This window comes from Streptomyces sp. NBC_00536 (assembly GCF_036346295.1).
Taxonomy (GTDB): domain Bacteria; phylum Actinomycetota; class Actinomycetes; order Streptomycetales; family Streptomycetaceae; genus Streptomyces.
Genome location: NZ_CP107819.1, coordinates 5873038 through 5899599, shown reverse-complemented (window position 1 = coordinate 5899599; position 26562 = coordinate 5873038). Strand labels below are relative to the sequence as shown.

Sequence of the window (26562 nt, the reverse complement as noted above, 5' to 3'; positions counted from 1 at the left end):
GCTCAAGTTGCCCTCGACGGACCTCGACCGCCTGTCGGGCTGATCTCGCCTCCGGCGGGCCCTCAATCGCCGGGCAGGCTGGAATTGCCCTCCGGGCAACCCAGCCCGCCACCAGGGCCACAACCCCGCCAGGCGCTACACGCCATGCCCCGACCAACCCAGCCCCGCCGGCGATTGAGGCGCCCCCGGAGGCACCCGGAGGGGCGGCTGGCACGGCGGGGCGGCCGGCGCGCCAAGCCCCGACCATCCCAGCCTCGCCGGCGATTGAGGCGCCCCCGGAGGCACCCGGAGGGGCGGGTGGCACGGTGGGGCGGCCGGCGCGCCAAGCCCCGGCCTTCCCAGCCTCGCCGGCGATTGAGGCGCCCCCGGAGGGCGGGATGCGCCGCAGGCGGCAGCGTGCCGCGGCGGCAGCGGCCTCCCCCGCCCGGGGCACGGGGCTACTCCGGCGGGAGGACGACCACCTCGGACGGGGTGAAGGTGACCCCCACGCGGTCACCCGGTTCCGGCGCCCCGGCCAGCCCGCACTCGGCCTCCAGCACCGGACCCACCCCCGCCACCGCCCTCAGCAGCAGCGCCACATGCGTCCCCCGGAAGGTCCTCGCCTCCACCACGCACGGCAGGCCGCCCAGGCCCCCCGGCACCACGCCCGCCGGGCGGACCAGCAGTCGGCAGGGGCCTTCCGGGGACCCCGCCGGGACCGGGATCCGGCCCCATACCGTGTCGGCGACACCGCCCGAAACCTCCGCCGTGACCACGTTCTCGAAGCCGAGGAACCGCGCCACGAACTCCGACGCGGGCCGCTGCCAGACCTCCAGCGGGGTCCCGGCCTGCGCGATCCGCCCGTCCCGCATGACCACGACCCGGTCGGCCAGCGCGAAGGCCTCGCCCTGGTCGTGCGTGACGGCCAGGACGGTCGTACCGAGCCGGGAGAACAGTCCCCGCAGCTCGACGACGAGGCGCTCCCGCAGCCCCCGGTCCAGCTGGCCGAGCGGTTCGTCGAGCATCAGCAGCCGCGGCGACGGGGCCAGCGCGCGGGCCAGCGCCACCCGCTGCTGTTCGCCTCCGGACAGGGAAGCGATCGCGCGCCGCTGCGCGCCCGGGAGCCCGACCAGTTCCAGCAGTTCGGCCACCCGGGCCTCGTACGACGGCCGCGCCGCGCCCTGCATCCGCAGCCCGAACGCCACGTTCCCGCCGACGTCCCGGTGCGGGAAGAGCTGGTGGTCCTGGAACATCAGGCCCACCCCCCGCCGGTGCACCGGCACTCCGCGCTGGTCGGCGCCGCCGAGCAGGACCCGCCCGGCGGCGGTCGCCTGGAGTCCGGCGACGACCCGCAGCAGCGTGGACTTCCCGCTGCCGCTGGGGCCGAGCACGCACACGGTCTCGTGTTCGGCGACCGCCAGGTCCACGGCGTCCACGACCGCGCGCTCACCGAAGCGCACCGACACTCCGCTCAGTTCCAGCAGGGTCATCAGAACTCTCCGGAGGTCTTGTCGGGCCGCAGTCGCTCCAGCACCAGCAGGGACACCGCGCACACCAGCATGAGGATCGTGCTCAGGGCCATCGCCTGCCCGTAGTTCATCTCGCCCGCGCGCCCCAGCAGCCGGGCCACGGCCACGGGCAGCGTCGGACGGTCGGGGCGGGCGATGAAGACGGTCGCCCCGAATTCGCCGAGCGAGACCGCGAAGGCGAATCCGGCGGCGATCAGCAGCGCCCGCCGCACCAACGGCAGGTCCACCTCCCGCCAGGCCCGCAGCGGCGAGGCCCCGAGCACGGCCGCGGCCTCGCGCAGCCGTCCGTCGACCGCGCGCAGGACGGGCAGCATGGTCCGTACGACGAAGGGGACGCCGACCAGCGCCTGGGCCAGCGGCACCAGGATCCACGAGGTCCGCAGGTCCAGCGGCGGCTCGTCGAGGGTGATCAGGAAGCCGAAGCCGACGGTCACGGCCGACACGCCCAGGGGGAGCATCAGCAGCGCGTCGAACCCGCGCACGAACCGGCCCCCGCGCCGGGTGAGCGCCGCGGCCGCGAGCCCCCCGATGACCAGGGCGATGGCGGTGGCGGCCACGGCGTACTGGAGGGAGTTCCAGATCGACTCCAGTGGTGGCACCAGGAAGGTCCCGCCCCCGGCGCCCGCGTCCTGCAGGGCCCGGTAGTAGCCGAACCCGTACCCGCCGGGGGCGTCGAAGGACCGTTCCACCAGGACGCCGAGCGGCAGTAGCACCAGCACGGCCACCGTCAGCAGCACCGCGCCGAGCAGCAGCCGCTGTCCGGTGCCGCGCGGCCGGTGGGCGGTGTGCGCGGGGTCGACCAGCCGCAGCGCGGTCTCCCGCTTGCGCACGGTCCATGCGTGGACGCCGAGGATCGCGCCGACGGCCACGAACTGCACCATCGTCAGGACGGCGGCGGTCGGCAGGTCCAGGAGCTGCGCGGTCTGCCGGTAGACCTCCACCTCCAGGGTGGAGTACGCCGGTCCGCCGAGGATCTGCACGACGCCGAAGGAGGTGAAGGTGAAGAGGAACACCATGAGGGCGGCCGCGGCGACCGCGGGGGCGAGCGCGGGCAGGGTCACCCGGCGCCAGGCGGCGAACCGCCCCGCGCCGAGCACCCGGGCGGCCTCTTCCTGGCGCGGATCGAGCTGCGCCCACAGGCCGCCGACCGTGCGGATCACGACGGCGTAGTTGAAGAAGACGTGGGCGAGCAGGATCGCCCAGACGGTGGTGTCGAGCCGTACGCCCCACAGCTCGTCCAGCAGTCCGCCGCGTCCGACCAGGGCCAGGAAGGCGGTGCCGACGACCACGGTGGGCAGCACGAACGGCACGGTGACGACCGCCCTCAGCAGCTGCTTGCCGGGGAACTCGAAGCGGGCGAAGACGTACGCGCCGGGCAGTGCGAGCAGCAGGGTCAGCGCGGTCGAGGCCAGCGCCTGCCAGGTGGTGAACCACAGGACGTCGCCGATGTCGGGCCGGGCGAGCACCTCGCCGATCCGGCCGAACCGCCAGCCGTCGTCCCCCTTGAGCCCGCGGCCGACGATCGCGGCGACGGGGTAGGCGAAGAAGAGGCAGAAGAAGGCGAGGGGTACGGCCATCAGCGCGAGCCGCACCGCGACAGCCCGGCGCCCCTCGGCGCCGGGCCCCTCACCGCGACCGGCACCGGAGTCCGGTGCGGCGCCCCCCGGCGCCGCCCCGGGCTCCTTCGCCGTGCTTACTTCACGACGAGCGAGGACCATGTCTTGACCCACTGCTCACGGTTCTTCGCGATGGCGTCGGGAGCGACCGTCTCCGGCTTGTCGATCACCGCGCCGAACTTCGTGAAGTCCTCCGGCAGCTTGGCGTCCTTGACGACCGGGTTCACGAACATCTGGAGGGGCATGTCCTCCTGGAACTTCTTGCTCACCAGGAAGTCGAGCAGGGCCTTGCCGCCCTCCTCGTTCTTCGCGCCCTTGAGCAGGCCCGCGAACTCGACCTGACGGAAGCAGGTGCCGGTGGCGACGCCGGTCGGCGCCTCGGTCGGCTTCGGCTCGCCGTAGATCACCTCGACCGGCGGGCTGGAGGCGTAGGAGACGACCAGGGGGCGGTCGCCCTTGGCCTTCTTGCCGCCCGCGGAGCCGGAGAAGCGCTGGTTGTAGGCCTGCTCCCAGCCGTCGACGACCTCGACGCCGTTGGCCTTGAGCTTGGTCCAGTAGTCCTTCCAGCCCGCGTCGCCGTACTTGCCGACGGAGGCGAGCAGGAAGCCGAGGCCGGGCGAGGAGGTCGCCGCGTTCTCGGTGACCAGCAGGTCCTTGTACTCCGGCTTGATCAGGTCGTCCAGCGTCTGCGGCGGGGCGATCTTCTTCTCGGCGAAGTACGCCTTGTCGTAGTTGACGCAGATGTCACCGGAGTCGACCGGGGTGACCCGGTGCTCCTTGTCCATCTGGTACTCGGCGCCGACCCCGGCCAGGCCCTTGGCCTCGTAGGGGGTGAAGATGCCGTTGTCGAGGGCGCGCGAGAGCAGCGTGTTGTCGACGCCGAAGAAGACGTCGCCGCGCGGGGAGCCCTTGGTCAGGATCTCCTGGTTGAGGGCGGCGCCCGCGTCGCCGCTCTTGAGCACCTTGACGGTGTAGCCGCTCTGCTGCTCGAACTCCTTCAGGACCGCCGGGGTCACGTTGAAGGAGTCGTGGCTGACGAGGGTGATCGTCTTCGGCTTGGCCTCGCTGCCGCCGCTGCTGCCGCCGCACGCGGCGAGCGTGCTGACGCCCAGCGCGACGGCGAGCGCGCTGCCCGCGATCTTCTTGGTGGTGCTCATTGAATGCTTCCTCCTGGGATGTCCAGGAGAAGACGCGGCCCCGCCCGGCGCCCCGCGTCCGTGGACGCGGGAGCGGTCGCCGGGCAGGGCGCAACAGCTTGAGTGATGACCGAACTTCCTACCCGGAATGACCCGGGCGAGGTTCAGAGGGTCTGCGGTGACGGTTACCGCACTCTCAGCGCTGTGGCGCTCCCCTGTCGGAATATGCAGTTGGTTTCCGGCCACAGGGTACCCCGCGGGCCGCAGCACCGGCGGAGAGCCGGAGGCTAGCGCTCCGTTGCGGCGAGCTGGCCGCAGGCGCCGTCGATCTCCTGGCCGCGGGTGTCCCGTACGGTCACGGGCACGCCGTGCCGCGCGATCGCCTCGACGAAGGCCTTCTCGTCCTCGGGGCGCGAGGCGGTCCACTTGGAGCCCGGGGTCGGGTTCAGCGGAATCAGGTTGACGTGCACGCGCTTGCCCTTGAGCAGCCGGCCGAGCCGGTCACCGCGCCAGGCCTGGTCGTTGATGTCCCGGATCAGCGCGTACTCGATGGAGATCCGGCGGCCGGACTTGTCGGCGTACTCCCAGGCGGCGTCCAGCACCTCACGGACGTTCCAGCGGGTGTTCACCGGCACCAGGGTGTCGCGCAGCTCGTCGTCGGGCGCGTGCAGCGAGACGGCGAGGCGGCACTTGAAGCCCTCGTCGGCGAACCGGAGCATGGCCGGGACCAGGCCGACGGTGGAGACGGTGATGCCGCGCTGCGACAGGCCGAGGCCGTCGGGCTCCGGGTCGGTCAGCCGGCGGATCGCGCCGACCACGCGGTTGTAGTTGGCCAGCGGCTCGCCCATGCCCATGAAGACGATGTTCGACAGGCGCGCCGGGCCTCCCGGCACCTCGCCGTCGCGCAGCGCGCGCATGCCGTCGACGATCTGGTGCACGATCTCCGCGGTGGAGAGGTTGCGGTCCAGACCCGCCTGGCCGGTGGCGCAGAACGGGCAGTTCATGCCGCAGCCCGCCTGCGAGGAGATGCACATGGTGACCCGCTCGGGGTAGCGCATCAGGACGGACTCGACGAGCGTGCCGTCGTGCAGCTTCCACAGGGTCTTGCGGGTGGTGTCGTCGTCGCACGAGATGTGCCGGATGACCGACATCAGGTCCGGGAGCAGCTCCTCGCGGAGCTTCTCGCGGGAGGCCGCGGGAATGTCCGTCCACTGCGCCGGGTCGTGGTTGTACCGGGCGAAGTAGTGCTGGGACAGCTGCTTGGCCCGGAAGGGCTTCTCACCGATCGCGGCCACCGCCTCGCGCCGCTCCTCCGGGGTGAGGTCGGCCAGGTGCCGCGGGGGCTTCTTGGCTCCGCGAGGGGCGACGAAAGTGAGCTCTCCCGGAACAGGGCGGGCCATGGCAGGTACTCCTCGGTAAAGACGAAAGGCGCACCGCAAGAAGCAGCGCGCCTTTCAAGAGTAACCGCCCGGGCGGTTCCGCCCCTCTCGGGCGGATTCCCGCGGGCCGGTCCCCGCTCCCGCGACGGGTCAGCCCGTACCGACGAACGCCGCCAGCAGCAGCCACACCACGGGCGCGGTCGGCAGCAGCGAGTCCAGCCGGTCCATGATCCCGCCGTGCCCCGGCAGCAGCGTGCCCATGTCCTTGATGCCCAGGTCCCGCTTGATCATCGACTCGCCGAGGTCGCCCAGCGTGGCGCTGACCGCGACGGTCAGACCCAGCAGCAGGCCCTGCCACCAGGCGCCGTCTTCGATCAGGAACTCCATGCACAGCGCGCCGGCCGCCATCGCGAAGGCCACGGCGCCGAACAGTCCCTCGCGGGTCTTGCCGGGGCTGATGCGCGGGGCCAGCTTGTGCTTGCCGAAGCGCCAGCCGACGGCGTACGCCCCGGTGTCGCTGACCACGGTCAGGAGCAGGAAGGTGACCACGCGCTGCGGCCCGTCGTCCGCGGTGAGGAGCATCGCGACGAAGGTGGCCAGGAACGGCACGTAGAACGCGGCGAAGACACCCGCGGTGACGTCCTTGAGGTAGTCCTCGGGCGGCTCGGTCATCCGCCACACGAGCACCGCGAGCGCGGTGAGCGCCATCGCGACCCAGGCGCCCTCGGCCCCCCGGACGTACCCGGCGATGACCATGGCCGCGCCGCCGACCGCGAGCGGTACCAGCGGGGCCTTGATGCCCTTCTGCTCCTGGAGGCGGGAGGTCAGCTCCCACAGCCCCACGACGACCGCGACGACGACGACGCCGACGAAGACGGCCTTGACGATGAACAGCGAGGCGAAGATCACCGCGCCGAGGCCGATGCCGACCCCTATGGCGGCACGCAGGTCACGGCCGGCCCGCTTCTTCTGCGGGGGCTGCGAGGCGTCCTGCGGGGCCTGGGAAGGTGGGGTGGACATGGGCTCCTGCGGCGGCGTCTCGGCGCGGAACAGGGGGCCGCCCGCATCGGCGGCCCCCGGATCGCGTGGCTCCCGGTCGTCGAAGTCACGGCCGGCGGCATCGGGCACGATGGGCATGGGCCGAGTGTGCGGGCCCACCCGCGCATCGTATGCGGGACCCGCCGGAACCGGCTCCGCCCGCCAGGGAGAGTCGTTCATCAGACTTCGAGCAGCTCGGCTTCCTTGTGCTTCAGCAGCTCGTCGACCTGCGCGACGTACTTCGCGGTGGCGTCGTCGAGCTCCTTCTCCGCGCGGCGCACCTCGTCCTCGCCGGCCTCCTTGTCCTTCACCATCTTGTCGAGGGTGTCCTTCGCCTTGCGGCGGATGGCACGGATGGAGATCTTGGAGTCCTCGGCCTTGGTCTTGGCGACCTTGATGTACTCCTTGCGGCGCTCCCCCGTCAGCTCGGGGAAGGTGACCCGGATGATGCGGCCGTCGTTGCTCGGGTTGACGCCGAGGTCGGAGTCGCGGATGGCCTGCTCGATGTTGCGCAGGGCCGACGCGTCGAAGGGCGTCACGATGGCCATGCGCGGCTCGGGCACCGCGAAGGAGGCGAGCTGGTTGATGGGAGTGACCGCGCCGTAGTAGTCGGCCACGATCTTGTTGAACATCGCCGGGTGCGCGCGGCCGGTGCGAATCGCCGCGAAGTCTTCCTTGGCGACGACGACGGCCTTCTCCATCTTCTCCTCGGCCTCGAGGAGGGTTTCTTCGATCACCACGTGCTCCTGCATGTCTTGAATGGATGGTTCAGGCTGGCGGGGCCGGCCGGCCCCTGGCCCGTGTCAGGCCCGGGTGCTCTGATCGCTGACGAGCGTGCCGATCTTCTCACCCTTGACCGCGCGGGCGATATTGCCCTCGGCGAGCAGTTCGAAGACCAGGATCGGCAGCTTGTTGTCGCGGCACAGCGTGATGGCCGTGGCGTCGGCGACCTTGAGGTCGCGGGACAGCACCTCGCTGTACTCCAGCGCGTCGAACTTCACCGCGTCCGGGTTCTTCTTCGGGTCGGAGTCGTAGACCCCGTCCACGCCGTTCTTGCCCATCAGCAGGGCCTCGGCGTCGATCTCCAGGGCGCGCTGGGCGGCGGTGGTGTCGGTGGAGAAGTACGGCATGCCCATGCCCGCGCCGAAGATGACGACGCGTCCCTTCTCCAGGTGGCGCACGGCGCGCAGCGGGATGTACGGCTCCGCGACCTGCCCCATGGTGATGGCGGTCTGGACGCGGGAATCGATGCCCTCCTTCTCCAGGAAGTCCTGGAGGGCGAGGCAGTTCATGACCGTGCCCAGCATGCCCATGTAGTCGGACCGGGCCCGGTCCATGCCGCGCTGCTGGAGCTCGGCGCCGCGGAAGAAGTTGCCGCCGCCGATCACGATCGCGATCTCGGCGCCGTCGCGGACCACGGCCGCGATCTCGCGGGCGATGGCGTGCACGACGTCAGGGTCGACACCCAGCCCGCCGCCACCCGAGAAGGCTTCGCCGGACAGCTTGAGCATGAAGCGGCGACCCTTCTTCTCGTGGTCGCTCTTGTCGTCGGAAGCGGTGGTGTGGGGGTCCACGCCCTGATTCATGGAGATCTCCTCGTGCACATACGAAGGAGGCCATTGCCGGTGGGTCCTCGCGGTTCCCTCTACGGCAATGGCCTCCTCGTCAGATCTGCGGTCGTCCTGCGCGAACGCGGACGACTGCTTCAGACCCTACCGGGGTCCGGTGTCCGTCGCGTACGGACGGACTCAGATGCCGACCTTGATGCGCGAGAAGCGCACCAGGGTGACACCGGCCTCGTCCAGAACCTTCTGGACGGACTTCTTGGCGTCCAGGGCGTAGGACTGGCCGAGCAGGGTGTTGTCGCGGACGAAGCCCTTGACACGACCCTCGACGATCTTCGGCAGGGCAGCCTCGGGCTTGCCCTCCGCGCGGGTGACCTCTTCGGCCACGCGACGCTCGGACTCGAGGATCTCGGCCGGGATCTCGTCCTCGGACAGCCACTTCGGGGAGAACGCGGCGATGTGCTGCGCGACGCCGCGGGCGACCTCGGCGTTCTCCTTGTCCAGCTCGACCAGGACGCCGATCTGGAACGGCAGGTCGGGCATGGTGCGGTGCATGTACGCCGAGACGTAACCGCCGGTGAACTGCGCGAAGCGGTCCAGGACGATCTTCTCGCCGAGGTTGGCGTTGGCCTCGTCCACGAACGCCTGGACGGTCTTGCCGGGCTCGATCTCGGACGCGAGCAGCGCGTCGAGGTCGGCCGGGTTGGACGCGGCGATGTGGGCGGCCAGCTGGTTGGTGACGGCCTGGAACTTGTCACCCTTGGCGACGAAGTCCGTCTCGCACTTCAGCTCGACGATGACACCGGAGGTGTTGTCGTCGGCGATGAGCGAAGCGACGGCGCCGTTCTCGGCAGAACGGCCCTCGCGCTTGGCGACGCCCTTCTGACCCTTGATGCGGAGCGCCTCGATGGCCTTGTCGACGTCGCCGTCGGACTCGACCAGAGCGTTCTTGCAGTCCATCATGCCGACGCCGGTCAGCTCGCGGAGCTTCTTGACGTCAGCGGCGGTGTAGTTCGCCATGAGTCTGTGATTCTCTCTCGAAGTCGTAGATCTACGGGTCAACGGCGAGGGAGACGCGCTCGTGGCGCGGCTCCCCCGCCGTCATAGTCCGTGCTGGGAGTGCCCGGCGGGTGAACGCCGGACGCTCTCAGTGGGTCAGGCCTGCTCGGCGTCGGCGGCCGGGGCCTCGACGACGGTCTCGGCGACAACCTCGGCCTCGACGGCCGGGGCCTCGGCGACGACCTCGGCCTCGACGGCGGCGGCCTCGGCCGGAGCCTCGGCAGCGTCGTCAGCCTTCTTGTCGCCCTCGAGCAGGTCGCGCTCCCACTCGGCGAGCGGCTCGGCAGCGGCCTTCTCGCCCGGCTTCGAGTCACCGGTCGCGGCACCGGAACGGGCGATGAGGCCCTCGGCGACGGCGTCGGCGATCACGCGGGTGAGCAGGGTGACGGAGCGGATCGCGTCGTCGTTGCCCGGGATCTTGTAGTCGACCTCGTCGGGGTCACAGTTGGTGTCGAGGATCGCGACGACCGGGATGTGGAGCTTGCGCGCCTCACCGACGGCGATGTGCTCCTTCTTGGTGTCGACGATCCAGACGGCGCTGGGAACCTTCGACATCTCACGGATACCGCCGAGGGTCTTCTCCAGCTTGGCCTTCTCGCGCGAGAGCACGAGGAGCTCCTTCTTGGTGAGACCCGAGGCCGCGACGTCCTCGAAGTCGATCTGCTCAAGCTCCTTCAGACGCTGAAGGCGCTTGTAGACGGTGGAGAAGTTGGTGAGCATGCCACCCAGCCACCGCTGGTTGACGTACGGCATACCAACGCGCGTCGCCTGCTCGGCGATGGCCTCCTGGGCCTGCTTCTTGGTACCGACGAACATGATGGAGCCGCCGTGGGCAACGGTCTCCTTGACGAACTCGTAGGCGCGGTCGATGTACGACAGCGACTGGAGCAGGTCGATGATGTAGATGCCGTTGCGCTCCGTGAAGATGAAGCGCTTCATCTTCGGGTTCCAACGACGGGTCTGGTGACCGAAGTGGACGCCGCTTTCCAGCAGCTCCCGCATCGTGACGACGGCCATGGCCATCTCCTTGTTTTCTCGGTTTGGTTCCTGACGCCCCACCGCGCCCTGCCCCCGCCGAGGGGACCGAGAGACGCTGCCACGCGGCCTGAGCGGCCGGTGCTGGGGCGTGCGAAGTCGACCCGGTGACCCGGATCGCCACAAGAAGTGTACGGGACCCGGCGGTATGCCGGGTGACGCCGATTTCCACAAGGGACCGGCCGTCCACAGGCCGCGGCGGGGTGTGCGTCCCGCGCGGGACCGTGGGGTCATGAAGACCCTGACCTTGCTGATCGTGACCCTGCTGATGACCCCGGCGCCGGCGCTCGCCCCGGTGCCCGCGCCCGTCTCCGCGCCCTCTCCCGCTCCCTCTTCCACACCGGGGCCGGTGTCCGCCGGGGGCGGCGGGCGGCCGCTGCCCGCCCCGCTGCGGGTGGCGCGGTGGTGGGATCCGCCGCCCACGCCGTATGCGGCGGGCCACCGGGGTGTGGACCTGGCCGCGCCGGTGGGCGCGGAGATCCGGGCGGTGGGTCCGGGCCGGGTGTTCTACGCCGGACGGGTGGCGGGGCGCGGGGTGCTCTCCCTCACCCTGCCGGGCGGTCTGCGCACGACGTACGAGCCGGTACGCGCCCTCGTCGCGGAGGGCGACCAGGTGAGCGCGGGCCTCCGGGTCGCGGTCCTCGAACCCGGCGGTCACTGCGCGAGCCCGTGCCTGCACTGGGGCCTGCTGGCGGGCGAGACCTATCTCAACCCGCTGACCCTGCTCCCGCGCCCGGCTCCGAGGCTGCTGCCGCGGGCTCCCTGAGACTTCCTGGGACTCCCCGGGACTCCCTGAGCGGCGGGGCTCTCAGCCCCGGACGCCCCGCAGGGCCATGGAGACGGCGGTCTCGGTCACCTCGGCCGGGTCCTCGCCCGCGCCCAGCTCGATCCGGCGCACCGCGGCGTCCACGACACCCTGCAGCAGCATCGCGGCCAGCCGCGGCTGCTCCTGGCCGAGGGCGGCCAGCGCTTCGACGATCATCGCGATCAGCCCTCCGTGCGCGGCGCGGATCTTCTCCCGCGCCCCGGCGTCCAGCTCGCTGGCCGAGATCGCCACCACGGCCCGGTGCCGCTGGTCGCCCACCAGCCCGAGCTGGCTGCGGACGTACGCCTCGATCTTCGCTTCCGGTGTCGCGGCCCGCTCCATCGCGGCCTCGATCTCGGCGGCCCAGACGGGGAAGTCCACCGCGCACAGTTCTTCGACCACCGCCGCGCGGGAGCGGAAGTACTCGTAGACGGAGGACCGGGCGAGGCCGGTCCGCTCGGCGAGGGCGGGGAAGCTCAGCGCTTCCGTCCCGCCTTCGGACAGCAGGGAGCGCGCGGCGTCCAGCAGGGCGCCTCGCTGCATCGTCCGGTGCTCGGCCACGGAGGCCGCTCGAATCCTGGGCACGCGACCACTCTACGGAGGTGCCGGGGGCTCAGCGCCCCACATCCGCCAGCTTGGCCCGCAGCTGCAGGACCGACTTGGTGTGGATCTGGCTGACCCGGCTCTCGGTGACCCCGAGGACATGACCGATCTCGGCCAGGGTGAGCCCCTCGTAGTAGTAGAGGGTCACCACCGTCTTCTCCCGGTCGGGCAGCGTGTTGATGGCCCGCGCGAGCAGCCTGCGCAGCTCGCGGTCCTCGGCGACGGCCACCGGGTTGTCGGCGGCGGTGTCCTCCAGCGTGTCCATCAGCGAGAGCCGGTCGCCCTCGCCGCCGACATGCAGCAGTTCCTCCAGGGCGACCACATTGGCCAGCGACAACTGGCTGAAGACCGCGTGGAGTTCCTCCAGCGCGACCCCCATCTCGTCGGCGACCTCGATCTCGGTCGGCGTGCGGCGCAGCTGGGCTTCGAGCGTCGCGTACGCCCGCTCGACGGCCCGCGCCTTCTGCCGGACCGAGCGCGGGATCCAGTCCAGGGCGCGCAGTTCGTCGATCATCGCGCCCCGGATCCGGGTGATCGCATATGTCTCGAACTTGATGGAGCGCTCGATGTCGAACTTCTCGATGGCGTCGATCAGTCCGAAGACCCCGGAGGAGACGAAATCGGCCTGCTCGACATTGGGCGGCAGGCCGACGCTGACCCGCCCGGCCACGTACTTGACGAGGGGTGAGTAGTGCAGGATCAGCTGTTCCCGCAGACGCTCGTCCCCCGATTCCTTGTACGAGCGCCACAACGCGTCCAGGGGCGAGGGCGCGGTGGTCCGCACGCTGCCACGGGCAGCGGGGGGCACCGCAGCGCGGTCAGACCCTGAGGTGTGCTGGGGCATGCTTCGCCTTTGCCGGAGCCGGATTCCTTGGGAGCGTAGCGTGACGAAAGTGTCGCGGTGCGCGAAGAGTACGGGATCGCACGGGGGCGCCGGGGCCTCCCGCCTCGCACGGGAGGCCCGGGACCGGCGCCTCGCGCACGGTCCCGGCGACTGCCACCGGGAAGACCGCGTCTCTCATCGGCTTCACTCTTTCACCGGAACGCCCCAGGTCAATGACCGCCTCGCCGGGTGCCACCGGTTTGAGTGGCTCCGCCATGTGATTGCCTGCTCAACTGCCATTCGTCGCCCTGCCGTTCGACGAACCCCAGAGAGTGAAGTTCGTACAGTCTGCCGATGACTTCATCGGTGCCCGTGCCCGCGGCGCGGGCGAGGTCCGCCGCCCGGACGGGCCGTCCGGCGGGCAGCGCTTCCAGCACCCGGGCGGTGTCCGGGTGCAGCAGGTCCCGGGCGAGCACCGGCCCGCGCCGCTCGGGAGCCAGCTCCCCCATGGCGCCGACCAGCTCGACCACCTCCGCGGCGTCCGTGACCAGCACCCCTTCCCCGCGCAGCAGTTCGTGCACCCCGGCCGACAGCCCGCTGGTGGCGGGTCCGGGGACGCCCATGGTGAAGCGGCCGAGCCCCTGCGCCCGCCGGGCGGTGACCAGCGAACCGCTGCGATGGGCCGCCTCGACGACCACGGTCCCCCGGGTCAACGCGGCGATCACGCGGTTGCGCAGGACGAAGCGGCTGGGCGTGGGATGGCTGCCCGGCGGGAGTTCACCGATCACCAGTCCCTGTTCGGCGATCCGGCCGAGCAGCCCGGCGTGTCCCCGGGGGTAGGCGACGTCCACACCGCAGGCCAGCACCGCCGCCGTGGCCCCGCCCGCGGCGAGCGCCCCGCGATGGGCCGCTCCGTCGATCCCGTACGCCGCGCCGGACACCACCACCCAGCCACGCTCGGCGAGCCCTGCGGCCAGGGTCTGCGCCATGTGGGCGCCGTACGGGGTGCAGGCGCGGGCGCCGACCACCGCGACCGAGCGCAGGGCCCAGCTGCGCAGGTCGGGCAGGCCGCGCAGCCACAGTCCGACGGGCCGCGCGTCCCCCAGGTCGTCGAGCTGTGTCGGCCAGTGCGGCGAGCCCGGGCACAGGAAGCGGCCGCCGACCTCCGCCGCGGCGGCCAGGTCCCGGTCGGGGTCGGCGGCCGCCGCCCGCCTGCGGTACCCGTCGAGCCGCCGCGCGCCCAGCCCGGCCGGGCCCCCGTCTCCCCGGCCGGGCGCGGCGGTCAGTTCCCGTATCAGGGCGACCGCGCCGCGCTCCCTCAGCAGGCGTCCGGCCCGCTCGTCCCCGGGCTCCAGCACCCTGGTGAGCGCGGCCCGGGCCCGCTCCTCCTCCTGCGGGGCGGCCCCGGCCCCGGTCATGACCGGCACTCCTGCGGGAGCGGGACGCCGCGGGCGATGCCGGTGCGCAGTTCCAGGGCGACCGCCACGTCATGGGGATCGGGGCGGCCCTTGCCGGCCAGGTCGGCCACCGTCCAGGCGACCCGCAGCACCCGGTCCAGGCCGCGCGCGGTGAGCAGGCCCCGCTCCAGGTCCCGCTCGGCCTGGGCCAGGGCGCCCGGCGCGGGCAGCCAGCGGGTGCGCAGCTCGTGGCCCGGCACCTCGGCGTTGATCCGCCAGGGGGTGTCGGCGAGCCGCTCCGCCGCCCGGGCCCTGGCCCCGGCCACCCGCAGAGCCACGGCCTCGCTGCTCTCGCCCCGGCCGCCACTGCGGCCCACGAGATCGGACCGGCTGACGGGCTCCACCCCGACCCGCAGGTCCACCCGGTCCAGCAGCGGCCCGGACAGTCTCCCCTGGTAGCGCCGGACGGCCGAGGGCGAGCACTCGCAGCCCGCACCGTGCAGGGTCTGGCGCCCGCAGGGGCAGGGGTTGGCGGCGAGCACCATCAGGAACCGGGCCGGCAGCCGCATCACCCCGGCGGCCCGCGCGATCACCACCTGACCGGATTCCAGCGGCTGGCGCAGCGCGTCCAGCACCCGCCCGCTGAATTCGGGAGCCTCGTCCAGGAACAGCACCCCGCGGTGGGCCAGCGACACGGCCCCGGGCCGGGGCATCCCGTTGCCCCCGCCCACCAGGGACTGCATGGTCGCGGAGTGGTGCGGGGCGCAGTACGGCGCCACGGTCACCAGGGGCTCACCGGGCGGCAGGATGCCCGCGACCGAATGGACGGCGGTGACCTCCAGCGAGTCCTGCCGGGTGAGCGGCGGCATGATCCCGGGCAGCCGCTCGGCCAGCATGGTCTTGCCCGCGCCCGGCGGACCGGTCAGGAACAGGTGGTGCCCGCCCGCGGCGGCCACCTCCAGCGCCCGCCGGGCTCCGTGCTGCCCCGCCACGTCCGCGAGGTCGGGCGGCGCGCAGGCTCCGTACCCCCCGCCCGCCAGCCCCGTTCCGAGGCCGGCCCCCGGGAGCACCAGTCCGGCCGTCATCGGATCGGGCCGCCCGAAGGCATCCGGGGGCCCCTCGTCCGGGACCTCCCCGTCGGTCAGCACGGCGATCAGCTGGCGCAGGCTCCGCACCCCCAGCACCGACACCTCGGGCACCAGCGCGGCCTCGGCCGCGCACTGCTGCGGCACCACCACCTGCCGGTACCCCGCCTCGGCGGCGGCGAGCACCGCGGGCAGGATCCCCCGCACCGGCCGCACCCGCCCGTCGAGCCCGAGTTCACCGATGAGCAGCAGATCCGCGATGACCGCCGGGTCCACCCGCTCCGCCGCGCCCAGGACGGCGGCGGCCACGGCGAGGTCGAACCCGGAGCCGGATTTGGGGACGGAGGCCGGGCTCAGCCCGACCGTGAGCTTCTTCTGGGGCCATTCGGCGCCGGAGTTGACCACGGCGGCCCGCACCCGGTCCCGGCTCTCCACGAGCGTCTTGTCGGGGAGCCCGACCAGGGTGAAGGCGGCCACCCCCGGTTCGAGGTCGGCCTGGACCTCGACCACCACGCCCTCGACGCCGACCAGCGCCACCGAGCAGGTCCGCGCGAATCCCATCAGGCCGCCCCCCTGACGTGTTCCACCAGGGGCGCCCCGCGCCGGGGCAGCACCACGCCGACCAGGTCGATGCGGACCCCGCCCGGCGGTGGTCCGCCGTGATCGGCGAGCCAGCGCCCGGCGAGCAGCCTCAGCCGGTCGGTCTTGCCGGGCCGGACCGCGGCCATCGGATGTTCGAACATCGGCCGGCCGGGGCGTCCGGCCCGCCGGGTCTTGACCTCGCAGACGACGAGGGCGTCCCCGTCGCGGGCGATGATGTCGATCTCACCGCCCCGGCAGCGCCAGTTCCGGGCGATGACGGTCATCCCGGCCCCGGTCAGCCGCCGGGCGGCCAGCTCCTCGCCGTACCGCCCGAGCGCCCGCCGGGCCGCGGCCCGCCCCTCCGACGCCCGCCCCGCCGATTTCCGCCCCGCCGATTTCCGTACCTGTGCCACGCCCTTCGCGTCCATCCGGCACCACCTCCGGCACCGACGATCCCGCGGCCCCGCCCATCGTGTGGATCTTGGTGGACAACCCGGGCGTTGTGGACAACCCACTCACCCCATCGGGTGAATCAGCTGCCCGGCAGCTCCAAGTCGCTCTTGTTGAGCTCCTCGATGTTCACGTCCTTGAACGTCAACACCCGTACCTGCTTGACGAACCGGGCCGGCCGGTACATGTCCCAGACCCAGGCATCCGCCATCGAGACCTCGAAGAAGACCTCGCCCTGGACCGAATGCACCTGCATCTCATAGTCGTTGGTCAAATAGAAACGACGTTCGGTCTCGATCACGTACTTGAACAGCCCGACGACGTCGCGGTACTCCCGATAGAGCTTCAGCTCCATCTCGGTCTCGTACTTCTCGAGGTCCTCGGCGCTCATGGCATGTTCCCCTTCAGCCGTGCGTCCCCCTATTGTGCGCCAGGCCCGTGCGCCCCTAAACGATTTCCGGGGCCAGGATCACCGGCGCACCCGGCGGACCCTCCGCGAGCAGCGTGCGCAGCAGCTCGCCGAGTCTGGTCGGGTACACCGTCTCACGGGCCACGAGAAGTTCCTCGGAGGTCCACCACCTGGCTCCGGTGACGCTGCGCCGCTCCAGCTCGGTGAAGCCGTCGGTGGCCACCTCGGTGCGGTCGGTCCGGGCCAGGAAGTACCACTCGTCCTGTTCCCAGCGGCGCCCGTCGAAGGGGAACGCGCAGTGGCGCTGCCAGAGCACCGGCCCCAGCTCCACCTCTGTGATCCCCGTCTCCTCCGCGAGTTCCCGCAGCGCGGCCTGCTCACGGGTCTCGGCGCCCTCCAGCCCGCCGCCCGGGGTGAACCACCAGCTCTCCCCCGGATCCTCCGGCTCGAACCCGTGCAGCAGCAGGATCCGGTCCGCCGGGTCCAGCAGGATCACCCGGGAGACCTTGCGGACCTCAGACCCGGACACCGGTGCGCTCCCGCCGCCGCCCCGAGCGCCCGAGGACGCGCGCCAGCGGCCCGTAGGCAGCCCCGAGGACCACCAGCGCCGCCCCGGCCACCACCGCGGCCAGCTGGAGCCGCAGCGGGCCCGGGCGCGAGGTTCCGCCCGGCAGCGCGGCGTACGTGCTGTCCGGCCGCGCCAGCATCGAGGGGTCCGGCCACGCCCGGGCGTCCACCCGCGCGCTCACCGAGGTCAGCGGGACCATGCCCTGACCGGCCTCCTGCAGGTGGGCCCGGGAGTCCAGGGAGACCGAGCGCCGGTCGCCGAGCAGGAAGAGCTTGCCCTGCGGGACCGTGACCTCGAAGGTGACGTCCGAGGCCTTGCCCGAGCCCGTGCTCTCCTGGGTCGACTTCGGGTCGGCGATGTACGGCTCGACCAGCGGCTTGCCGTTCAGGGTCAGCCGGCCCGCCGCGTCACAGCAGCGCACCGTGTCGCCGCCGACCCCGACGACCCGCTTGACCATCGGCGAATCGCTCCACACGGAATCAGTGAAGATCACCACGTCCCCGTGGCGTACCTCGGAGCCGTCGATCCGCTGCGCCAGCACCCGGTCCCCGGCCTGCACCGTCGGAACCATCGACTCGGTCGGCACGGTGTACGGCTGGTAGACCAGCGCGCCCCACACGAAACCGCCGAGGAACAGGGCAAAGCCGATGGCCACGGCGATCCCCGACAACACATTGCCGAGGCCGCCGCGGCCATCCCTGCCGCCTATAGAACCTTGTACAGAACCTTGTGACCTGCCCATACCAGCGCCCCCAGCACCTCGGAGATCGTCGACCTGGGCGGCACCCTACCCGGCGGTAGGCGTCTTGGTCAGCTTCCGCCTGCGCCACAGCACGATCGGCAGCGCCGTCGCGAGGCCCAGCCCGGCCGGAGCGGCCGCGCCGAGCGCCGTCGCTGCGGGCCGCTTGTTGATGCCCTGCTGGTCGAAGGTGTCCGGGACCGGCAGCGTGGCCCAGCGGGTGACCGGCCAGGCGACCACCACGGCGCGCCCGACGACCTTGTCGACCGGCACGAAGCCGCCCGTCGAGTCCTCCTGGTGCCAGCGCGAGTCCTGCGAGTTCTGGCGGTGGTCGCCCATCACCCAGATCTTGCCCTTGGGCACGGTCAGCGGGCCGAAGGGCTTGTCGTCGCAGGCGGTGTTGCCCGGGAAGATGTACGGCTCGTCGAGCTGCTTGCCGTTGACGACGACCGGGCCGCCCTTCTTGCACTCCACGGTGTCCCCGCCGACCGCGATGGTCCGCTTGATCAGGTCCTTCTCCTCGGCCGAGGGCATCAGACCGATGAAGCTGAGCACCTTCTGCGCGATGTTCGGGTCCGGAGTGGGCTCGCCCGCGAGCCAGTCCGCCGGGTCGTGGAAGACCACGACCTCGCCGCGCTCGGGCTCGGAACCGAACCACGGGGTCAGCTTGTCGACGAGGACCCGGTCACCCTTCTGCAGGGTGTTCTGCATGGACTCGGACGGGATCGAGAAGGCCTGGACCAGGAAGGTCTTGATCAGCAGGGCCAGCACCAGTGCGATACCGATGAGGAGCGGCAGCTCCTTCCAGAAGGAGCGGTGCGCGCGCGGATTCCCGTCTTCGTCGTGGGTCTCGCTCTCGACGGCTGCCTCCGGCCGCTCCTCGGGACGCTCCTCGGGCTCATCGCGTCCGGATCGTGCGCCTACCGCCACGTCCCCCACATCCACTCCTCACTCCGATGTGCCGCCCGCGCCGAACCGGCGGGGCCCTCCCCTCCCTTAACGAGCGGGAGTTCCCCAAGTAAGGCGCGGGAGACCTAGGACACACTATGCGAACGCGACGGCCCCGCGACGCCCACGCCGCCCGCGCCGTCCACGGCGTCCCCGGCGCTCCTGGTCCGGTACGGACAAGAAGGTGGCGGGCTGGTCGAACTCCCGCCAGTGCCCGTACGGCCAGGCGATCACGATGGCCCGCCCCACCACGCCGCTCTCGGCGATCGTGCCGTGAAAGGCCTCGTCGAGGTGGTAGCGGGAGTCGGCCGAATTGGCCCGGTGATCACCGAGGACGAAGAGCCTGCCCGCGGGCACCTTCACCTCGAACATGATCTCGGAAGGAGCGTTTCCGGGAGACACGTACGGCTCATCGAGCGGCGCTCCGTTGACGGTGACCCGGCCCCGGGCGTCGCAGCACTTGACGGTGTCCCCGCCCACCCCGACGACCCGCTTGATCAGGTCCTGTTCGTTCGCCGAGGGCAGCAGGCCGATGAAGGTCAGGCCCTGCTTGATCTGCTTGACGACCACCGGGTCGGGGGCGGGCCGGGCGGACTCGCCCTTCAGCCAGCCGCCGGGGTCCTTGAAGACCACCACGTCACCGCGCTCGACCTTGGAGCCGAACCAGGGCGTCAGCTTGTCCACCAGGACGCGGTCGCCGATCCGGATCGTCTGCTCCATCGAGCCCGACGGGATGTAGAAGGCCTGGACGAGGAAGGTCTTGAGGACCAGGGCGATGCACAGCGCCACCGCGACCAGCAGCGGCAGCTCACCGGCCCGCCGGGTGCGCCTGCGCCGTCTGACCTTGCGGGCCAGCCTGCGCCGCTCGGCCCGGCCGCCGAGCACGGCCAGCTCCGGATCCGGCGCGTGCGCTTCCGCCCCGGGGACGGTACGGGCCTGCTCCTGCTCCCGTGCCACCGAGGCGGGCCGGACGGGCTCCGGCTCCTCGCCGCGCTCCCGTCCCCGGCTACCCATGTCCGCCACCGGAACCTCCCACGGGGCGCGCGGCCCCCAGGGACCGCATGCGGGAAACGGGCCAGCCGATCCAGTCGGCCCGCCCGATCACCTTGTCCACCGGCACCATCCCGCCGCCCGGCTCCCCGAGGTGGTCCCGGGAGTCCCGGGACTGGGAGCGGTGATCGCCCATGACCCACAGGGTGCCAAGCGGCACGACGATCCGGAAGGGCACCTTCGACGCCGTGTCCCCGGGATACAGGTAGGGCTCCTCGACCGGCGCGCCGTTGACCAGGAGCTTCCCGCCCGCGTCACAGCACGTCACGTCGTCGCCGCCGACGCCGATGACCCGCTTCACGAAGTCCGTGTCGGACGGTTCGGCGAGCCCGAGGGCGGAGGCGGCGCCGTGCAGGGCCTCGCCGACCGGATTGCCGTCGCCGGCGCGCTCGGGCACGAAGGACCCCGTGCCGTCGAAGACGACCAGGTCACCGCGCTTGGGCAGGTCCCCGGACCCGTAGGCCAGCTTGTTCACCAGCACCCGGTCGCCGATCGCCAGCGTCGGCTCCATCGAGCGGCTCGGGATCAGGAAGGGCTGCACGACGAAATTGCTGAGCAGCAGCAGGAAGACCGTGCAGACGACCCCGAGCAGACCGGCGCGGCGCCAGGTGAACCAGCCGGGACGCCGCAGCCGGGTCCCGGAAAACGCGAAACGCGGCCGCCCCTCCCCCTCGTCGGGGGAAGAGTGGCCGCGTCGCGTGTGAGATGCCTCGGTGTCCATATCGGGGGCGAGCCTATCCGGCCGCCTCCGGACACCGGAGGGGACCTCAGCGGTCGCGCTTCTCCTTGATCTTCGCGGCCTTGCCGCGGAGCTCACGGAGGAAGTACAGCTTGGCGCGACGCACGTCACCGCGGGTGACGAGCTCGATCTTCTCGAAGATCGGGGAGTGCACCGGGAAGGTACGCTCCACGCCGACGCTGAAGGAGACCTTGCGGACCGTGAAGGTCTCGCTGACGCCAGAACCCTGGCGACGGATGACTACGCCCTTGAACTGCTGGATACGGGAGCGGCTGCCCTCGATCACGCGGACGTGGACGTTGACGGTGTCACCCGGGCGGAAGGCCGGGAGGTCCGTACGCAGGGTGCCGGCGGTGACGGCATCGAGCACGTGAGACATGTTCTTCGTCTGCTTTCTTCGCACGACGCCACAGGCCGCCGGGCGGGTTTCCGGAGAGAATTCGGGAGCTGTCCCGACCGACGGGCGACGGTCCCCCTGTGGCAGGGGCGCGCGTGGGCGTACAGCAGCCGCCTATTCTTCCACGGCCGGGGGCCTGCGCCAAAATCGGCCGTCGGCCGTCGGCGACCAGCCCAGGACGGAGAGGATCTCGCGGTCCTTCTTGTCGAACCCGGACGCCTCGCAACGCTCGATCAGGTCGGGCCTGTTGAGCGCCGTGCGACGGAAGGCCTCGTCCCGGCGCCAGCGGGCGATCTTCCCGTGGTGCCCGCTGAGCAGGACCTCCGGGATGCCGCGCCCGCGCCACTCCGGGGGCTTCGTGTAGACGGGCCCCTCCAGCAGGTTCGCCATGTCGCCGGGAGCGAAGGAGTCGTCGCGGTGCGATTCGGCGTTGCCGAGGACCCCGGGGAGCAGCCGGGCCACGGCCTCGGTGATCACCAGGACGGCCGCCTCGCCGCCCGCCAGCACGTAGTCCCCGATGGAGACCTCGTAGACCGGCATGCGCGTCGCGTACTCGTCCATCACCCGGCGGTCGATGCCCTCGTACCGGGCGGGCGTGAAGATCAGCCAGGGCCGCTCGGCCAGCTCGACGGCGAGTTCCTGGGTGAACGGGCGCCCGCTCGGGGTGGGGACGACCATGACCGGGCCGCGGGCACCGGATTCGTAGCCGTCGGCCAGGGCGCTGTCCAGGGCCTCGCCCCACGGGTCGGTCTTCATGACCATCCCGGGGCCGCCGCCGTACGGGGTGTCATCGACCGTGTTGTGCCGGTCGTACGTCCATTCCCGCAGGTCGTGGACGTGTACATCGAGCTGGCCACGGGCCCGGGCCTTGCCGACGAGGGAGACGTCGAGGGGGTCGAGGTACTCCGGGAAGATCGTGACGACGTCCAGCCGCATCAGGCGTCGCCCTTGGCGGCGTCGTCGGCGTCGGCGTCAACGTCGGCGTCGGTGCCCTCGGGCTCGCCCTCGGCCTCGTCGGCGTCGCGCTCGGAGGCGATCACCGCCCGGTCGTCGATCAGCCCCGGCGGCGGGTCGATGACCGCGCGCTGCTCCTCCAGGTCGATCTCCAGGACGATCTCCTCGACGAAGGGGATCATCACCTCGGAGCCGTCCGGCCGCTCGACGATGAACAGGTCCTGCGAGGGCAGGTGGGAGATCTCGGTGATCCGGCCGACCTCGGTGCCGTCGGCGAGGACCACGTCCAGGTCGATCAGCTGGTGGTCGTAGAACTCCTCCGGGTCCTCCGGGAGCTCTTCGGGGTCCACGTCGGCGATCAGCAGGATGTTGCGCAGCGCCTCGGCGCCGGTGCGGTCCTTGACCCCCGCGAAGCGGAGCAGCAGCCGGCCGCTGTGCACCCGGCCGGCCTCGATGGTCAGCGGACCCGCCGACAGCGGTTCGGTCTGGAGGACTGCACCGGGGCCGAGCCGCAGTTCCGGCTCGTCGGTGCGGACCTCGACGGTGACCTCACCCTTGATCCCATGGGCGCGGCCGATCCGCGCGACTACGAGCTGCACGCTTGTTTCTCCTGTTCAGACGACGACGGGCCGGGAAGGGCACAGATGCCCTCCCCGGCCCGTGCCGGTCATGCGAAATTCTTTAGCGGACCTGGTCCACGTCGACGAGGTCGACACGGATCCCGCGGCCGCCAATGGCGCCCACGACGGTACGCAGGGCACGTGCGGTGCGACCGTTACGGCCGATCACCTTACCGAGGTCATCCGGGTGGACCCGGACTTCCAGCACCTGCCCGCGACGCAGGGTGCGCGAGGCGACCTGCACTTCGTCGGGGTTGTCCACAATGCCCTTCACGAGGTGCTCAAGAGCCTCCTCGAGCATGATCAGGCCTCGGTCGACTCGGCGGCGGCCTCAGCCTCGTCCGCCTTCTTGTCGGCCTTCTTGGCCTTCTGCGTGATGGCCTCGCCCTTGGTCTCGCCGATGCCCTCAAGGGCCTTGGCGAACTCGTCGAAGGTGCGACGCTTGCTTTCCTTGGTCTCCGGCTGCAGCAGCGGCGCGGGGGCCGGGAGGCCCTTGTGCGCCTGCCAGTCACCGGTGAGCTTCAGGATCGCGAGCACGGCCTCGGTCGGCTGGGCGCCGACGGAGAGCCAGTACTGCGCACGCTCGGCGTCGACCTCGATGCGCGAGGGGTTGTACGTGGGGTGGTACAGACCGATTTCCTCGATCGCACGGCCATCGCGGCGGGTGCGCGAGTCGGCGACGACGATGCGGTAGTGCGGCTGGCGAATCTTGCCGAGGCGCTTGAGCTTGATCTTGACTGCCACTGGAGTGGTGTCTCCTGAACTTGACGTGGTTGGGCACATGAGATGCCACGTGGGGTTGCGGTACTCGGGTGCCCGATGGACGCGTCAGCCGTAGGAGAGAGGGGTCCTGTTCGACTGTCGAGTACAGCTAGCCATTGTGCCACATGCCCGCGGCGCTTCCACCCGGGGCGGCCCGCACCCGGACCGCACCCCGGACCCCCCGGCCCGCCGCCGGACCGCGCTCAGGAAGCGGCGGCGGACACGGCCACCTCGGGGATGCGGAAGGGCTTGCCGCAGCCGCCGCACACGATCGGGGCCTGGGCGAGCACCGACGGCACGACCCGGACGTTGCGCCCGCAGTCGCAGACCGCCTTGACGCGCACCCCGCCGCCGGAGGAGCCGTGCCGGGCGGCCGGTCCGCGGAAGCTGCGCTTGGTGTCGGCGGAGGTGGCGGCGGTGTGGGCCTTCAGGGCGCGCTGGAGGCGCTCCATGGTCGGCCGGTACCGCTTCTTCGCCTCGGGGTTGAGGGCGACCAGCGAGAAGCCGCTGCTGGCATGCGGCTCTTCGGAGTGGTCCAGGCCCATCTCCTCGGCGATCGCGAGGAATCTGCGGTTGTGGTAGCGGCCGGCGCGCGAGGTGTCACGGACACCGCGGGCTGCGGCGATGCCGTGGACTGCCTCGTGCAGCAGTCGCTCGAAGGAGAGTTCCGCGCCGCAGGCGGACGAGGACTCTCCGATCAGGGACTCGGGCGCGGCAAGGTCAGGCAGCTCGGGGTGGTACCGCTGAATATCGGCCCACGCCTGCGCCAGCTCTGCGGCGAGAACAGGTGGTGTCGTGCTCACGTCGTGACAACGAGCCGGGGTGCCCCGGTGTTCCGATTCCGGGCCATTCCAAATTTTTTGCACGTACCAGTCAGTTCAGTCTCATGCGTCCTGATGAGGCCGGGTGCGCAGATCTCCGGAGGAGTCGGTACGTATGGGGGTGCCCCCGGAGGTGGTCAGTCACCTTCCGGGGGCACCCCCACAGCCACTTCAGGTCACATCAGTAGGAACGCGCCACGATGGCGAGGGTTCCCGGGGCGTCGTCCGCCTGCGGGACCGATCCGTCCTCGGCGATGAGGCAGCGTACGGAGACGGCCTGCTCGGCGAGCTTCGCCTCGCCCTCGGGACCCAGGTCGGCCCACGGGATGCGCGCCCAGCCACCGGCGATGGCGGCCTCGGCGGCCTCCCCGATGGTCGCGACGTCGGAGGTGCGGGACTCGCGGCGCTCGCGGGACTCGCGCAGCAGCTGCGCCTGGTCCTCCTCCAGCACCTTCGGGAGGAGGTCGGCGAGGGCCGTGATCTGCACCGGCTCCTTGCCGCCCGGGATCCGGCGGGCCAGCATCGCGGTGCCGGCCTCCAGGTCGCGGGGGCCGATCTCGATGCGGACCGGTACGCCCTTGAGCTCCCAGTCCACGGCGCGGCGGCCGAAGGGGGTGTCGATGCGGTCGTCGACCTGCACGCGGATGCCCGCGGCCTTGAGCTGGTCGCCCAGCTCGCGCACCTTCGCGACGGCCTCGTCGCCCTTGATCGCCATGACGACGACCTGGACGGCGGCCAGCCGCGGCGGCACCCGCAGGCCGTTGTCGTCGCCGTGCGACATGATCAGGCCGCCGACCATGCGGGTGGAGACGCCCCACGAAGTCTGCCAGACGAGCTCCTGCTTCCCCTCCTTGGAGAGGTACTGGGTGTTGAACGCCTTGGCGAAGTTGGTGCCCAGTTCGTGGCTGGTGCCCAGCTGCAGCGCCTTGCCGTCGCCCATCATGCCCTCGAGGGTGAGGGTGTTGATGGCGCCCGCGAAGCGCTCCTTGGCGGTCTTGCGGCCGAGCACGACGTCGATGCCGAGCACGTTCGTCATGAAGTCGCCGTAGACGTCGCGGTGGATCCGGGCGGCGTACTCGCGGGCGTCCTCGTAGGTGGCGTGGGCCGTGTGGCCCTCCTGCCAGAGGAACTCGCTCGTACGGAGGAAGATGCGCGGACGCATTTCCCAGCGGACCACGTTCGCCCACTGGTTGATCAGCAGGGGCAGGTCGCGGTAGCTCTGGACCCACTTGGAGAAGTAGTCGTTGATGATCGTCTCGGAGGTGGGCCGGACGACGATGGGCTCGTCCAGCTCCTTGCCGCCGCCGTGCGTGACGACCGCCAGCTCGGGGGCGAAGCCCTCGACGTGCTCGGCTTCCTTCGTCAGGTAGGACTGCGGGATGAACAGCGGGAAGTACGCGTTCTGGGCGCCCGCGTCCTTGATGCGCGCGTCCATCTCCTGCTGCATCCGCTCCCACAGGCCGTAGCCGTACGGCCGGATGACCATGGTGCCGCGCACCGGACCGTTGTCGGCCAGCTCGGCCTTGTTGATCAGATCCTGGTACCAGCGGGGGAAATCCTCCGCCTGGGGGGTGAGAACGGGTGCCTTTGCCATGGCGCGAATGGTACGGCGCCCGGCGCGCCGAACGTGAATCGGGTCCGGCGCTCCTCTGGACGCGGGGGCGAATGGGGAGTTCCCTGGCAACGGGGGCCAAGGGGGCGACACGGAATCAGGAGCGCTCTTTCGATGACACCGACGCCGACGGCGACGCTCGTTGCCCGGGACTGGGCGGAGATCCAGGAACGGATGCTCGTACCGCTCTACGAAGCGGTCTACGACCGGCTGGAGGTCGGGCCGGGTGACCGGCTGCTCGGCCTGGACTGCGGAGCCGGACTCGGCCTGCTGCTGGCCGCCGGCCGGGGAGCCCGGGTGACCGGGGTCGAGGGGCGGCCCGCGCTGCGGGCCCTGGCCGGGGAGCGGGTGCTGGAAGTACTGGCCGCGCCGCCCGGACCTGGGCCGGGCCGGCGCCCGTACGACGTGCTGACCTCCGTCGGGCCGGACCCTCGGGCGCTGCCCGCGGCCCTGGCCACGCTGCGCCGCGGCGCGGCGGTGGTCCTGGCCGACTGGGGGCCACCGGAGCGCTGCACGGTCCCCGCGGTGCCGGGCGGCGGGCCCGCGCCGGTGGACCTGGACGCGCTGGTGGAGCGGGCCGGGCTGCGGCCGGACGGCTCGGGGCGGGTGTTCTGCCCCTTCGGGTACGCGGACATGGAGAGCGCGGCGCGCGGCCTGCTGTCGACCGGGCTCTACGACCGCTCCGACCCGGTGCAGGCGGAGAAGGAACTCGTGGAGGCGCTGCACCCGTTCGAGCGACCCGACGGGGCCGTGTGGCTGCCGAACATCTTCCGGTACGTGATCGCCCGTACGGCCTAGGCGTGGCGGAGCGGGGCGGGGGCGCGGAGCCCCCGCCCCTTCGTCAGGGCGTCACTGCGTCAGG

Annotated in this window: 28 protein-coding genes and 1 pseudogene; 2 read left to right on the top strand and 27 right to left on the bottom strand. The window is 71.6% G+C overall.

The window, feature by feature from the left end; translation table 11 throughout:
• Window positions 1-437: 437 nt before the first annotated feature.
• The 9 genes from OHS33_RS26415 to rpsB all read right to left on the bottom strand — a co-directional run bounded on the left by OHS33_RS26415 (window position 438) and on the right by rpsB (window position 10318).
• A complete protein-coding gene (locus OHS33_RS26415) occupies window positions 438-1469 on the bottom strand; it encodes an ABC transporter ATP-binding protein (protein WP_330332889.1) in 1032 nt (343 codons plus the stop codon).
• Window positions 1469-3085 carry an ABC transporter permease gene (locus tag OHS33_RS26410; RefSeq protein ID WP_330335213.1) on the bottom strand — a complete coding sequence of 539 codons (1617 nt, stop codon included), beginning with the start codon at window positions 3083-3085 and terminating at the stop codon, window positions 1469-1471. Before OHS33_RS26410 ends, OHS33_RS26415 begins: the two co-directional genes overlap by 1 nt.
• Window positions 3086-3201: 116 nt before the next feature.
• On the bottom strand, window positions 3202-4281 hold the full coding sequence (locus tag OHS33_RS26405) for a thiamine ABC transporter substrate-binding protein (protein ID WP_330332888.1): 1080 nt from the start codon (window positions 4279-4281) through the stop codon (window positions 3202-3204).
• Window positions 4282-4547: 266 nt separating this feature from the next.
• Window positions 4548-5660 carry a 23S rRNA (adenine(2503)-C(2))-methyltransferase RlmN gene (rlmN, locus tag OHS33_RS26400; RefSeq protein ID WP_330332887.1) on the bottom strand — a complete coding sequence of 371 codons (1113 nt, stop codon included), beginning with the start codon at window positions 5658-5660 and terminating at the stop codon, window positions 4548-4550.
• 129 nt (window positions 5661-5789) lie between these two features.
• Window positions 5790-6857 (bottom strand): phosphatidate cytidylyltransferase, encoded by a 1068-nt coding sequence (locus OHS33_RS26395; RefSeq protein ID WP_330332886.1) that lies wholly within the window; start codon window positions 6855-6857, stop codon window positions 5790-5792.
• The gene (gene frr, locus OHS33_RS26390; protein WP_330335212.1) at window positions 6857-7414 is read right to left on the bottom strand and encodes a ribosome recycling factor; all 558 of its coding nucleotides are present in this window, start codon (window positions 7412-7414) and stop codon (window positions 6857-6859) included. The genes OHS33_RS26395 and frr overlap by 1 nt, the downstream gene beginning before the upstream one ends.
• A 66-nt stretch (window positions 7415-7480) precedes the next feature.
• Window positions 7481-8263 carry a UMP kinase gene (pyrH, locus tag OHS33_RS26385; RefSeq protein ID WP_330332885.1) on the bottom strand — a complete coding sequence of 261 codons (783 nt, stop codon included), beginning with the start codon at window positions 8261-8263 and terminating at the stop codon, window positions 7481-7483.
• Between the two features lie 162 nt (window positions 8264-8425).
• A complete protein-coding gene (gene tsf, locus OHS33_RS26380; protein ID WP_330332884.1) occupies window positions 8426-9262 on the bottom strand; it encodes a translation elongation factor Ts in 837 nt (278 codons plus the stop codon).
• A 135-nt stretch (window positions 9263-9397) separates the two neighbouring features.
• Entirely contained in the window at window positions 9398-10318 is a 921-nt protein-coding gene (rpsB, locus tag OHS33_RS26375; protein ID WP_330332883.1) for a 30S ribosomal protein S2, read from the bottom strand.
• 250 nt (window positions 10319-10568) lie between these two features.
• Here rpsB and OHS33_RS26370 point away from each other — a divergent pair, with 250 nt between their 5' ends.
• On the top strand, window positions 10569-11102 hold the full coding sequence (locus OHS33_RS26370) for a murein hydrolase activator EnvC family protein (RefSeq protein ID WP_330332882.1): 534 nt from the start codon (window positions 10569-10571) through the stop codon (window positions 11100-11102).
• Window positions 11103-11144: 42 nt separating this feature from the next.
• Here the strand turns inward: OHS33_RS26370 and OHS33_RS26365 are convergent, their stop codons facing one another.
• From OHS33_RS26365 to proS, 18 genes and pseudogenes are all read right to left on the bottom strand, one after another.
• A complete protein-coding gene (locus OHS33_RS26365) occupies window positions 11145-11684 on the bottom strand; it encodes a TetR/AcrR family transcriptional regulator (protein ID WP_330335211.1) in 540 nt (179 codons plus the stop codon).
• A gap of 70 nt (window positions 11685-11754) precedes the next feature.
• On the bottom strand, window positions 11755-12588 hold the full coding sequence (whiG, locus tag OHS33_RS26360; RefSeq protein ID WP_330332881.1) for an RNA polymerase sigma factor WhiG: 834 nt from the start codon (window positions 12586-12588) through the stop codon (window positions 11755-11757).
• Between the two features lie 209 nt (window positions 12589-12797).
• The gene (gene dprA, locus OHS33_RS26355) at window positions 12798-13985 is read right to left on the bottom strand and encodes a DNA-processing protein DprA (protein WP_330332880.1); all 1188 of its coding nucleotides are present in this window, start codon (window positions 13983-13985) and stop codon (window positions 12798-12800) included.
• Complete coding sequence (locus OHS33_RS26350) at window positions 13982-15610, bottom strand: YifB family Mg chelatase-like AAA ATPase (protein WP_330332879.1); 1629 nt, start codon at window positions 15608-15610, stop codon at window positions 13982-13984. The genes dprA and OHS33_RS26350 overlap by 4 nt, the downstream gene beginning before the upstream one ends.
• Window positions 15610-16059, bottom strand: a complete 450-nt coding sequence (locus OHS33_RS26345; protein ID WP_330332878.1) for a YraN family protein — start codon at window positions 16057-16059, stop codon at window positions 15610-15612. The genes OHS33_RS26350 and OHS33_RS26345 overlap by 1 nt, the downstream gene beginning before the upstream one ends.
• 104 nt (window positions 16060-16163) lie before the next feature.
• Entirely contained in the window at window positions 16164-16472 is a 309-nt protein-coding gene (locus OHS33_RS26340; protein ID WP_005311352.1) for a DUF2469 domain-containing protein, read from the bottom strand.
• Between the two features lie 55 nt (window positions 16473-16527).
• The gene (locus OHS33_RS26335; RefSeq protein WP_330332877.1) at window positions 16528-17019 is read right to left on the bottom strand and encodes an NUDIX hydrolase; all 492 of its coding nucleotides are present in this window, start codon (window positions 17017-17019) and stop codon (window positions 16528-16530) included.
• Complete coding sequence (gene lepB, locus OHS33_RS26330; protein WP_330332876.1) at window positions 17006-17800, bottom strand: signal peptidase I; 795 nt, start codon at window positions 17798-17800, stop codon at window positions 17006-17008. Before lepB (OHS33_RS26330) ends, OHS33_RS26335 begins: the two co-directional genes overlap by 14 nt.
• Window positions 17801-17845: 45 nt before the next feature.
• Window positions 17846-18727: a signal peptidase I gene (gene lepB / locus OHS33_RS26325; protein WP_330332875.1), complete on the bottom strand. Its 882-nt coding sequence runs from the start codon at window positions 18725-18727 to the stop codon at window positions 17846-17848.
• Window positions 18699-19759, bottom strand: a pseudogene (gene lepB / locus OHS33_RS26320) (signal peptidase I); the annotation flags it as partial. The pseudogene lepB (OHS33_RS26320) and the gene lepB (OHS33_RS26325), both read right to left, overlap by 29 nt.
• Window positions 19752-20516, bottom strand: a complete 765-nt coding sequence (gene lepB, locus OHS33_RS26315; RefSeq protein WP_330332873.1) for a signal peptidase I — start codon at window positions 20514-20516, stop codon at window positions 19752-19754. The pseudogene lepB (OHS33_RS26320) and the gene lepB (OHS33_RS26315), both read right to left, overlap by 8 nt.
• A 46-nt stretch (window positions 20517-20562) precedes the next feature.
• On the bottom strand, window positions 20563-20913 hold the full coding sequence (rplS, locus tag OHS33_RS26310; protein WP_330332872.1) for a 50S ribosomal protein L19: 351 nt from the start codon (window positions 20911-20913) through the stop codon (window positions 20563-20565).
• A gap of 132 nt (window positions 20914-21045) precedes the next feature.
• Window positions 21046-21867: a tRNA (guanosine(37)-N1)-methyltransferase TrmD gene (gene trmD, locus OHS33_RS26305; RefSeq protein WP_330332871.1), complete on the bottom strand. Its 822-nt coding sequence runs from the start codon at window positions 21865-21867 to the stop codon at window positions 21046-21048.
• Window positions 21867-22484: a ribosome maturation factor RimM gene (rimM, locus tag OHS33_RS26300; RefSeq protein ID WP_330332870.1), complete on the bottom strand. Its 618-nt coding sequence runs from the start codon at window positions 22482-22484 to the stop codon at window positions 21867-21869. Before rimM ends, trmD begins: the two co-directional genes overlap by 1 nt.
• Window positions 22485-22566: 82 nt before the next feature.
• The gene (locus OHS33_RS26295) at window positions 22567-22806 is read right to left on the bottom strand and encodes an RNA-binding protein (RefSeq protein WP_330332869.1); all 240 of its coding nucleotides are present in this window, start codon (window positions 22804-22806) and stop codon (window positions 22567-22569) included.
• 2 nt (window positions 22807-22808) lie between these two features.
• Complete coding sequence (rpsP, locus tag OHS33_RS26290) at window positions 22809-23249, bottom strand: 30S ribosomal protein S16 (protein WP_330332868.1); 441 nt, start codon at window positions 23247-23249, stop codon at window positions 22809-22811.
• 221 nt (window positions 23250-23470) lie between these two features.
• Complete coding sequence (locus tag OHS33_RS26285) at window positions 23471-24070, bottom strand: hypothetical protein (protein WP_330332867.1); 600 nt, start codon at window positions 24068-24070, stop codon at window positions 23471-23473.
• 199 nt (window positions 24071-24269) lie between these two features.
• Window positions 24270-25682 (bottom strand): proline--tRNA ligase, encoded by a 1413-nt coding sequence (gene proS / locus OHS33_RS26280; RefSeq protein WP_330332866.1) that lies wholly within the window; start codon window positions 25680-25682, stop codon window positions 24270-24272.
• A 132-nt stretch (window positions 25683-25814) separates the two neighbouring features.
• On the opposite strand from proS, the gene OHS33_RS26275 reads away from it, so the two are divergent.
• Window positions 25815-26498, top strand: a complete 684-nt coding sequence (locus tag OHS33_RS26275; RefSeq protein WP_330332865.1) for a methyltransferase type 11 — start codon at window positions 25815-25817, stop codon at window positions 26496-26498.
• The last annotated feature ends 64 nt before the right edge of the window (window positions 26499-26562 follow it).

What these genes read in the sequence shown, in the direction of transcription:
- dprA (WP_330332880.1), bottom strand. Translation starts at nt 13,985, where the DNA reads ATGACCGGGGCCGGGGCCGCCCCGCAGGAGGAGGAGCGGGCCCGGGCC.
- rpsB (WP_330332883.1), bottom strand. Translation starts at nt 10,318, where the DNA reads ATGGCCGTCGTCACGATGCGGGAGCTGCTGGAAAGCGGCGTCCACTTC.
- OHS33_RS26370 (WP_330332882.1), top strand. Translation starts at nt 10,569, where the DNA reads ATGAAGACCCTGACCTTGCTGATCGTGACCCTGCTGATGACCCCGGCG.
- trmD (WP_330332871.1), bottom strand. Translation starts at nt 21,867, where the DNA reads ATGCGGCTGGACGTCGTCACGATCTTCCCGGAGTACCTCGACCCCCTC.
- OHS33_RS26410 (WP_330335213.1), bottom strand. Translation starts at nt 3,085, where the DNA reads ATGGCCGTACCCCTCGCCTTCTTCTGCCTCTTCTTCGCCTACCCCGTC.
- whiG (WP_330332881.1), bottom strand. Translation starts at nt 12,588, where the DNA reads ATGCCCCAGCACACCTCAGGGTCTGACCGCGCTGCGGTGCCCCCCGCT.
- tsf (WP_330332884.1), bottom strand. Translation starts at nt 9,262, where the DNA reads ATGGCGAACTACACCGCCGCTGACGTCAAGAAGCTCCGCGAGCTGACC.
- rlmN (WP_330332887.1), bottom strand. Translation starts at nt 5,660, where the DNA reads ATGGCCCGCCCTGTTCCGGGAGAGCTCACTTTCGTCGCCCCTCGCGGA.
- OHS33_RS26365 (WP_330335211.1), bottom strand. Translation starts at nt 11,684, where the DNA reads ATGCAGCGAGGCGCCCTGCTGGACGCCGCGCGCTCCCTGCTGTCCGAA.
- OHS33_RS26415 (WP_330332889.1), bottom strand. Translation starts at nt 1,469, where the DNA reads ATGACCCTGCTGGAACTGAGCGGAGTGTCGGTGCGCTTCGGTGAGCGC.
- lepB (WP_330332873.1), bottom strand. Translation starts at nt 20,516, where the DNA reads ATGGACACCGAGGCATCTCACACGCGACGCGGCCACTCTTCCCCCGAC.
- OHS33_RS26295 (WP_330332869.1), bottom strand. Translation starts at nt 22,806, where the DNA reads ATGCTCGAGGAGGCTCTTGAGCACCTCGTGAAGGGCATTGTGGACAAC.
- lepB (WP_330332876.1), bottom strand. Translation starts at nt 17,800, where the DNA reads ATGGGCAGGTCACAAGGTTCTGTACAAGGTTCTATAGGCGGCAGGGAT.
- proS (WP_330332866.1), bottom strand. Translation starts at nt 25,682, where the DNA reads ATGGCAAAGGCACCCGTTCTCACCCCCCAGGCGGAGGATTTCCCCCGC.
- OHS33_RS26405 (WP_330332888.1), bottom strand. Translation starts at nt 4,281, where the DNA reads ATGAGCACCACCAAGAAGATCGCGGGCAGCGCGCTCGCCGTCGCGCTG.
- pyrH (WP_330332885.1), bottom strand. Translation starts at nt 8,263, where the DNA reads ATGAATCAGGGCGTGGACCCCCACACCACCGCTTCCGACGACAAGAGC.
- rplS (WP_330332872.1), bottom strand. Translation starts at nt 20,913, where the DNA reads ATGTCTCACGTGCTCGATGCCGTCACCGCCGGCACCCTGCGTACGGAC.
- OHS33_RS26350 (WP_330332879.1), bottom strand. Translation starts at nt 15,610, where the DNA reads ATGGGATTCGCGCGGACCTGCTCGGTGGCGCTGGTCGGCGTCGAGGGC.
- OHS33_RS26340 (WP_005311352.1), bottom strand. Translation starts at nt 16,472, where the DNA reads ATGAGCGCCGAGGACCTCGAGAAGTACGAGACCGAGATGGAGCTGAAG.
- OHS33_RS26395 (WP_330332886.1), bottom strand. Translation starts at nt 6,857, where the DNA reads ATGAACGACTCTCCCTGGCGGGCGGAGCCGGTTCCGGCGGGTCCCGCA.
- OHS33_RS26275 (WP_330332865.1), top strand. Translation starts at nt 25,815, where the DNA reads ATGACACCGACGCCGACGGCGACGCTCGTTGCCCGGGACTGGGCGGAG.
- OHS33_RS26345 (WP_330332878.1), bottom strand. Translation starts at nt 16,059, where the DNA reads ATGGACGCGAAGGGCGTGGCACAGGTACGGAAATCGGCGGGGCGGAAA.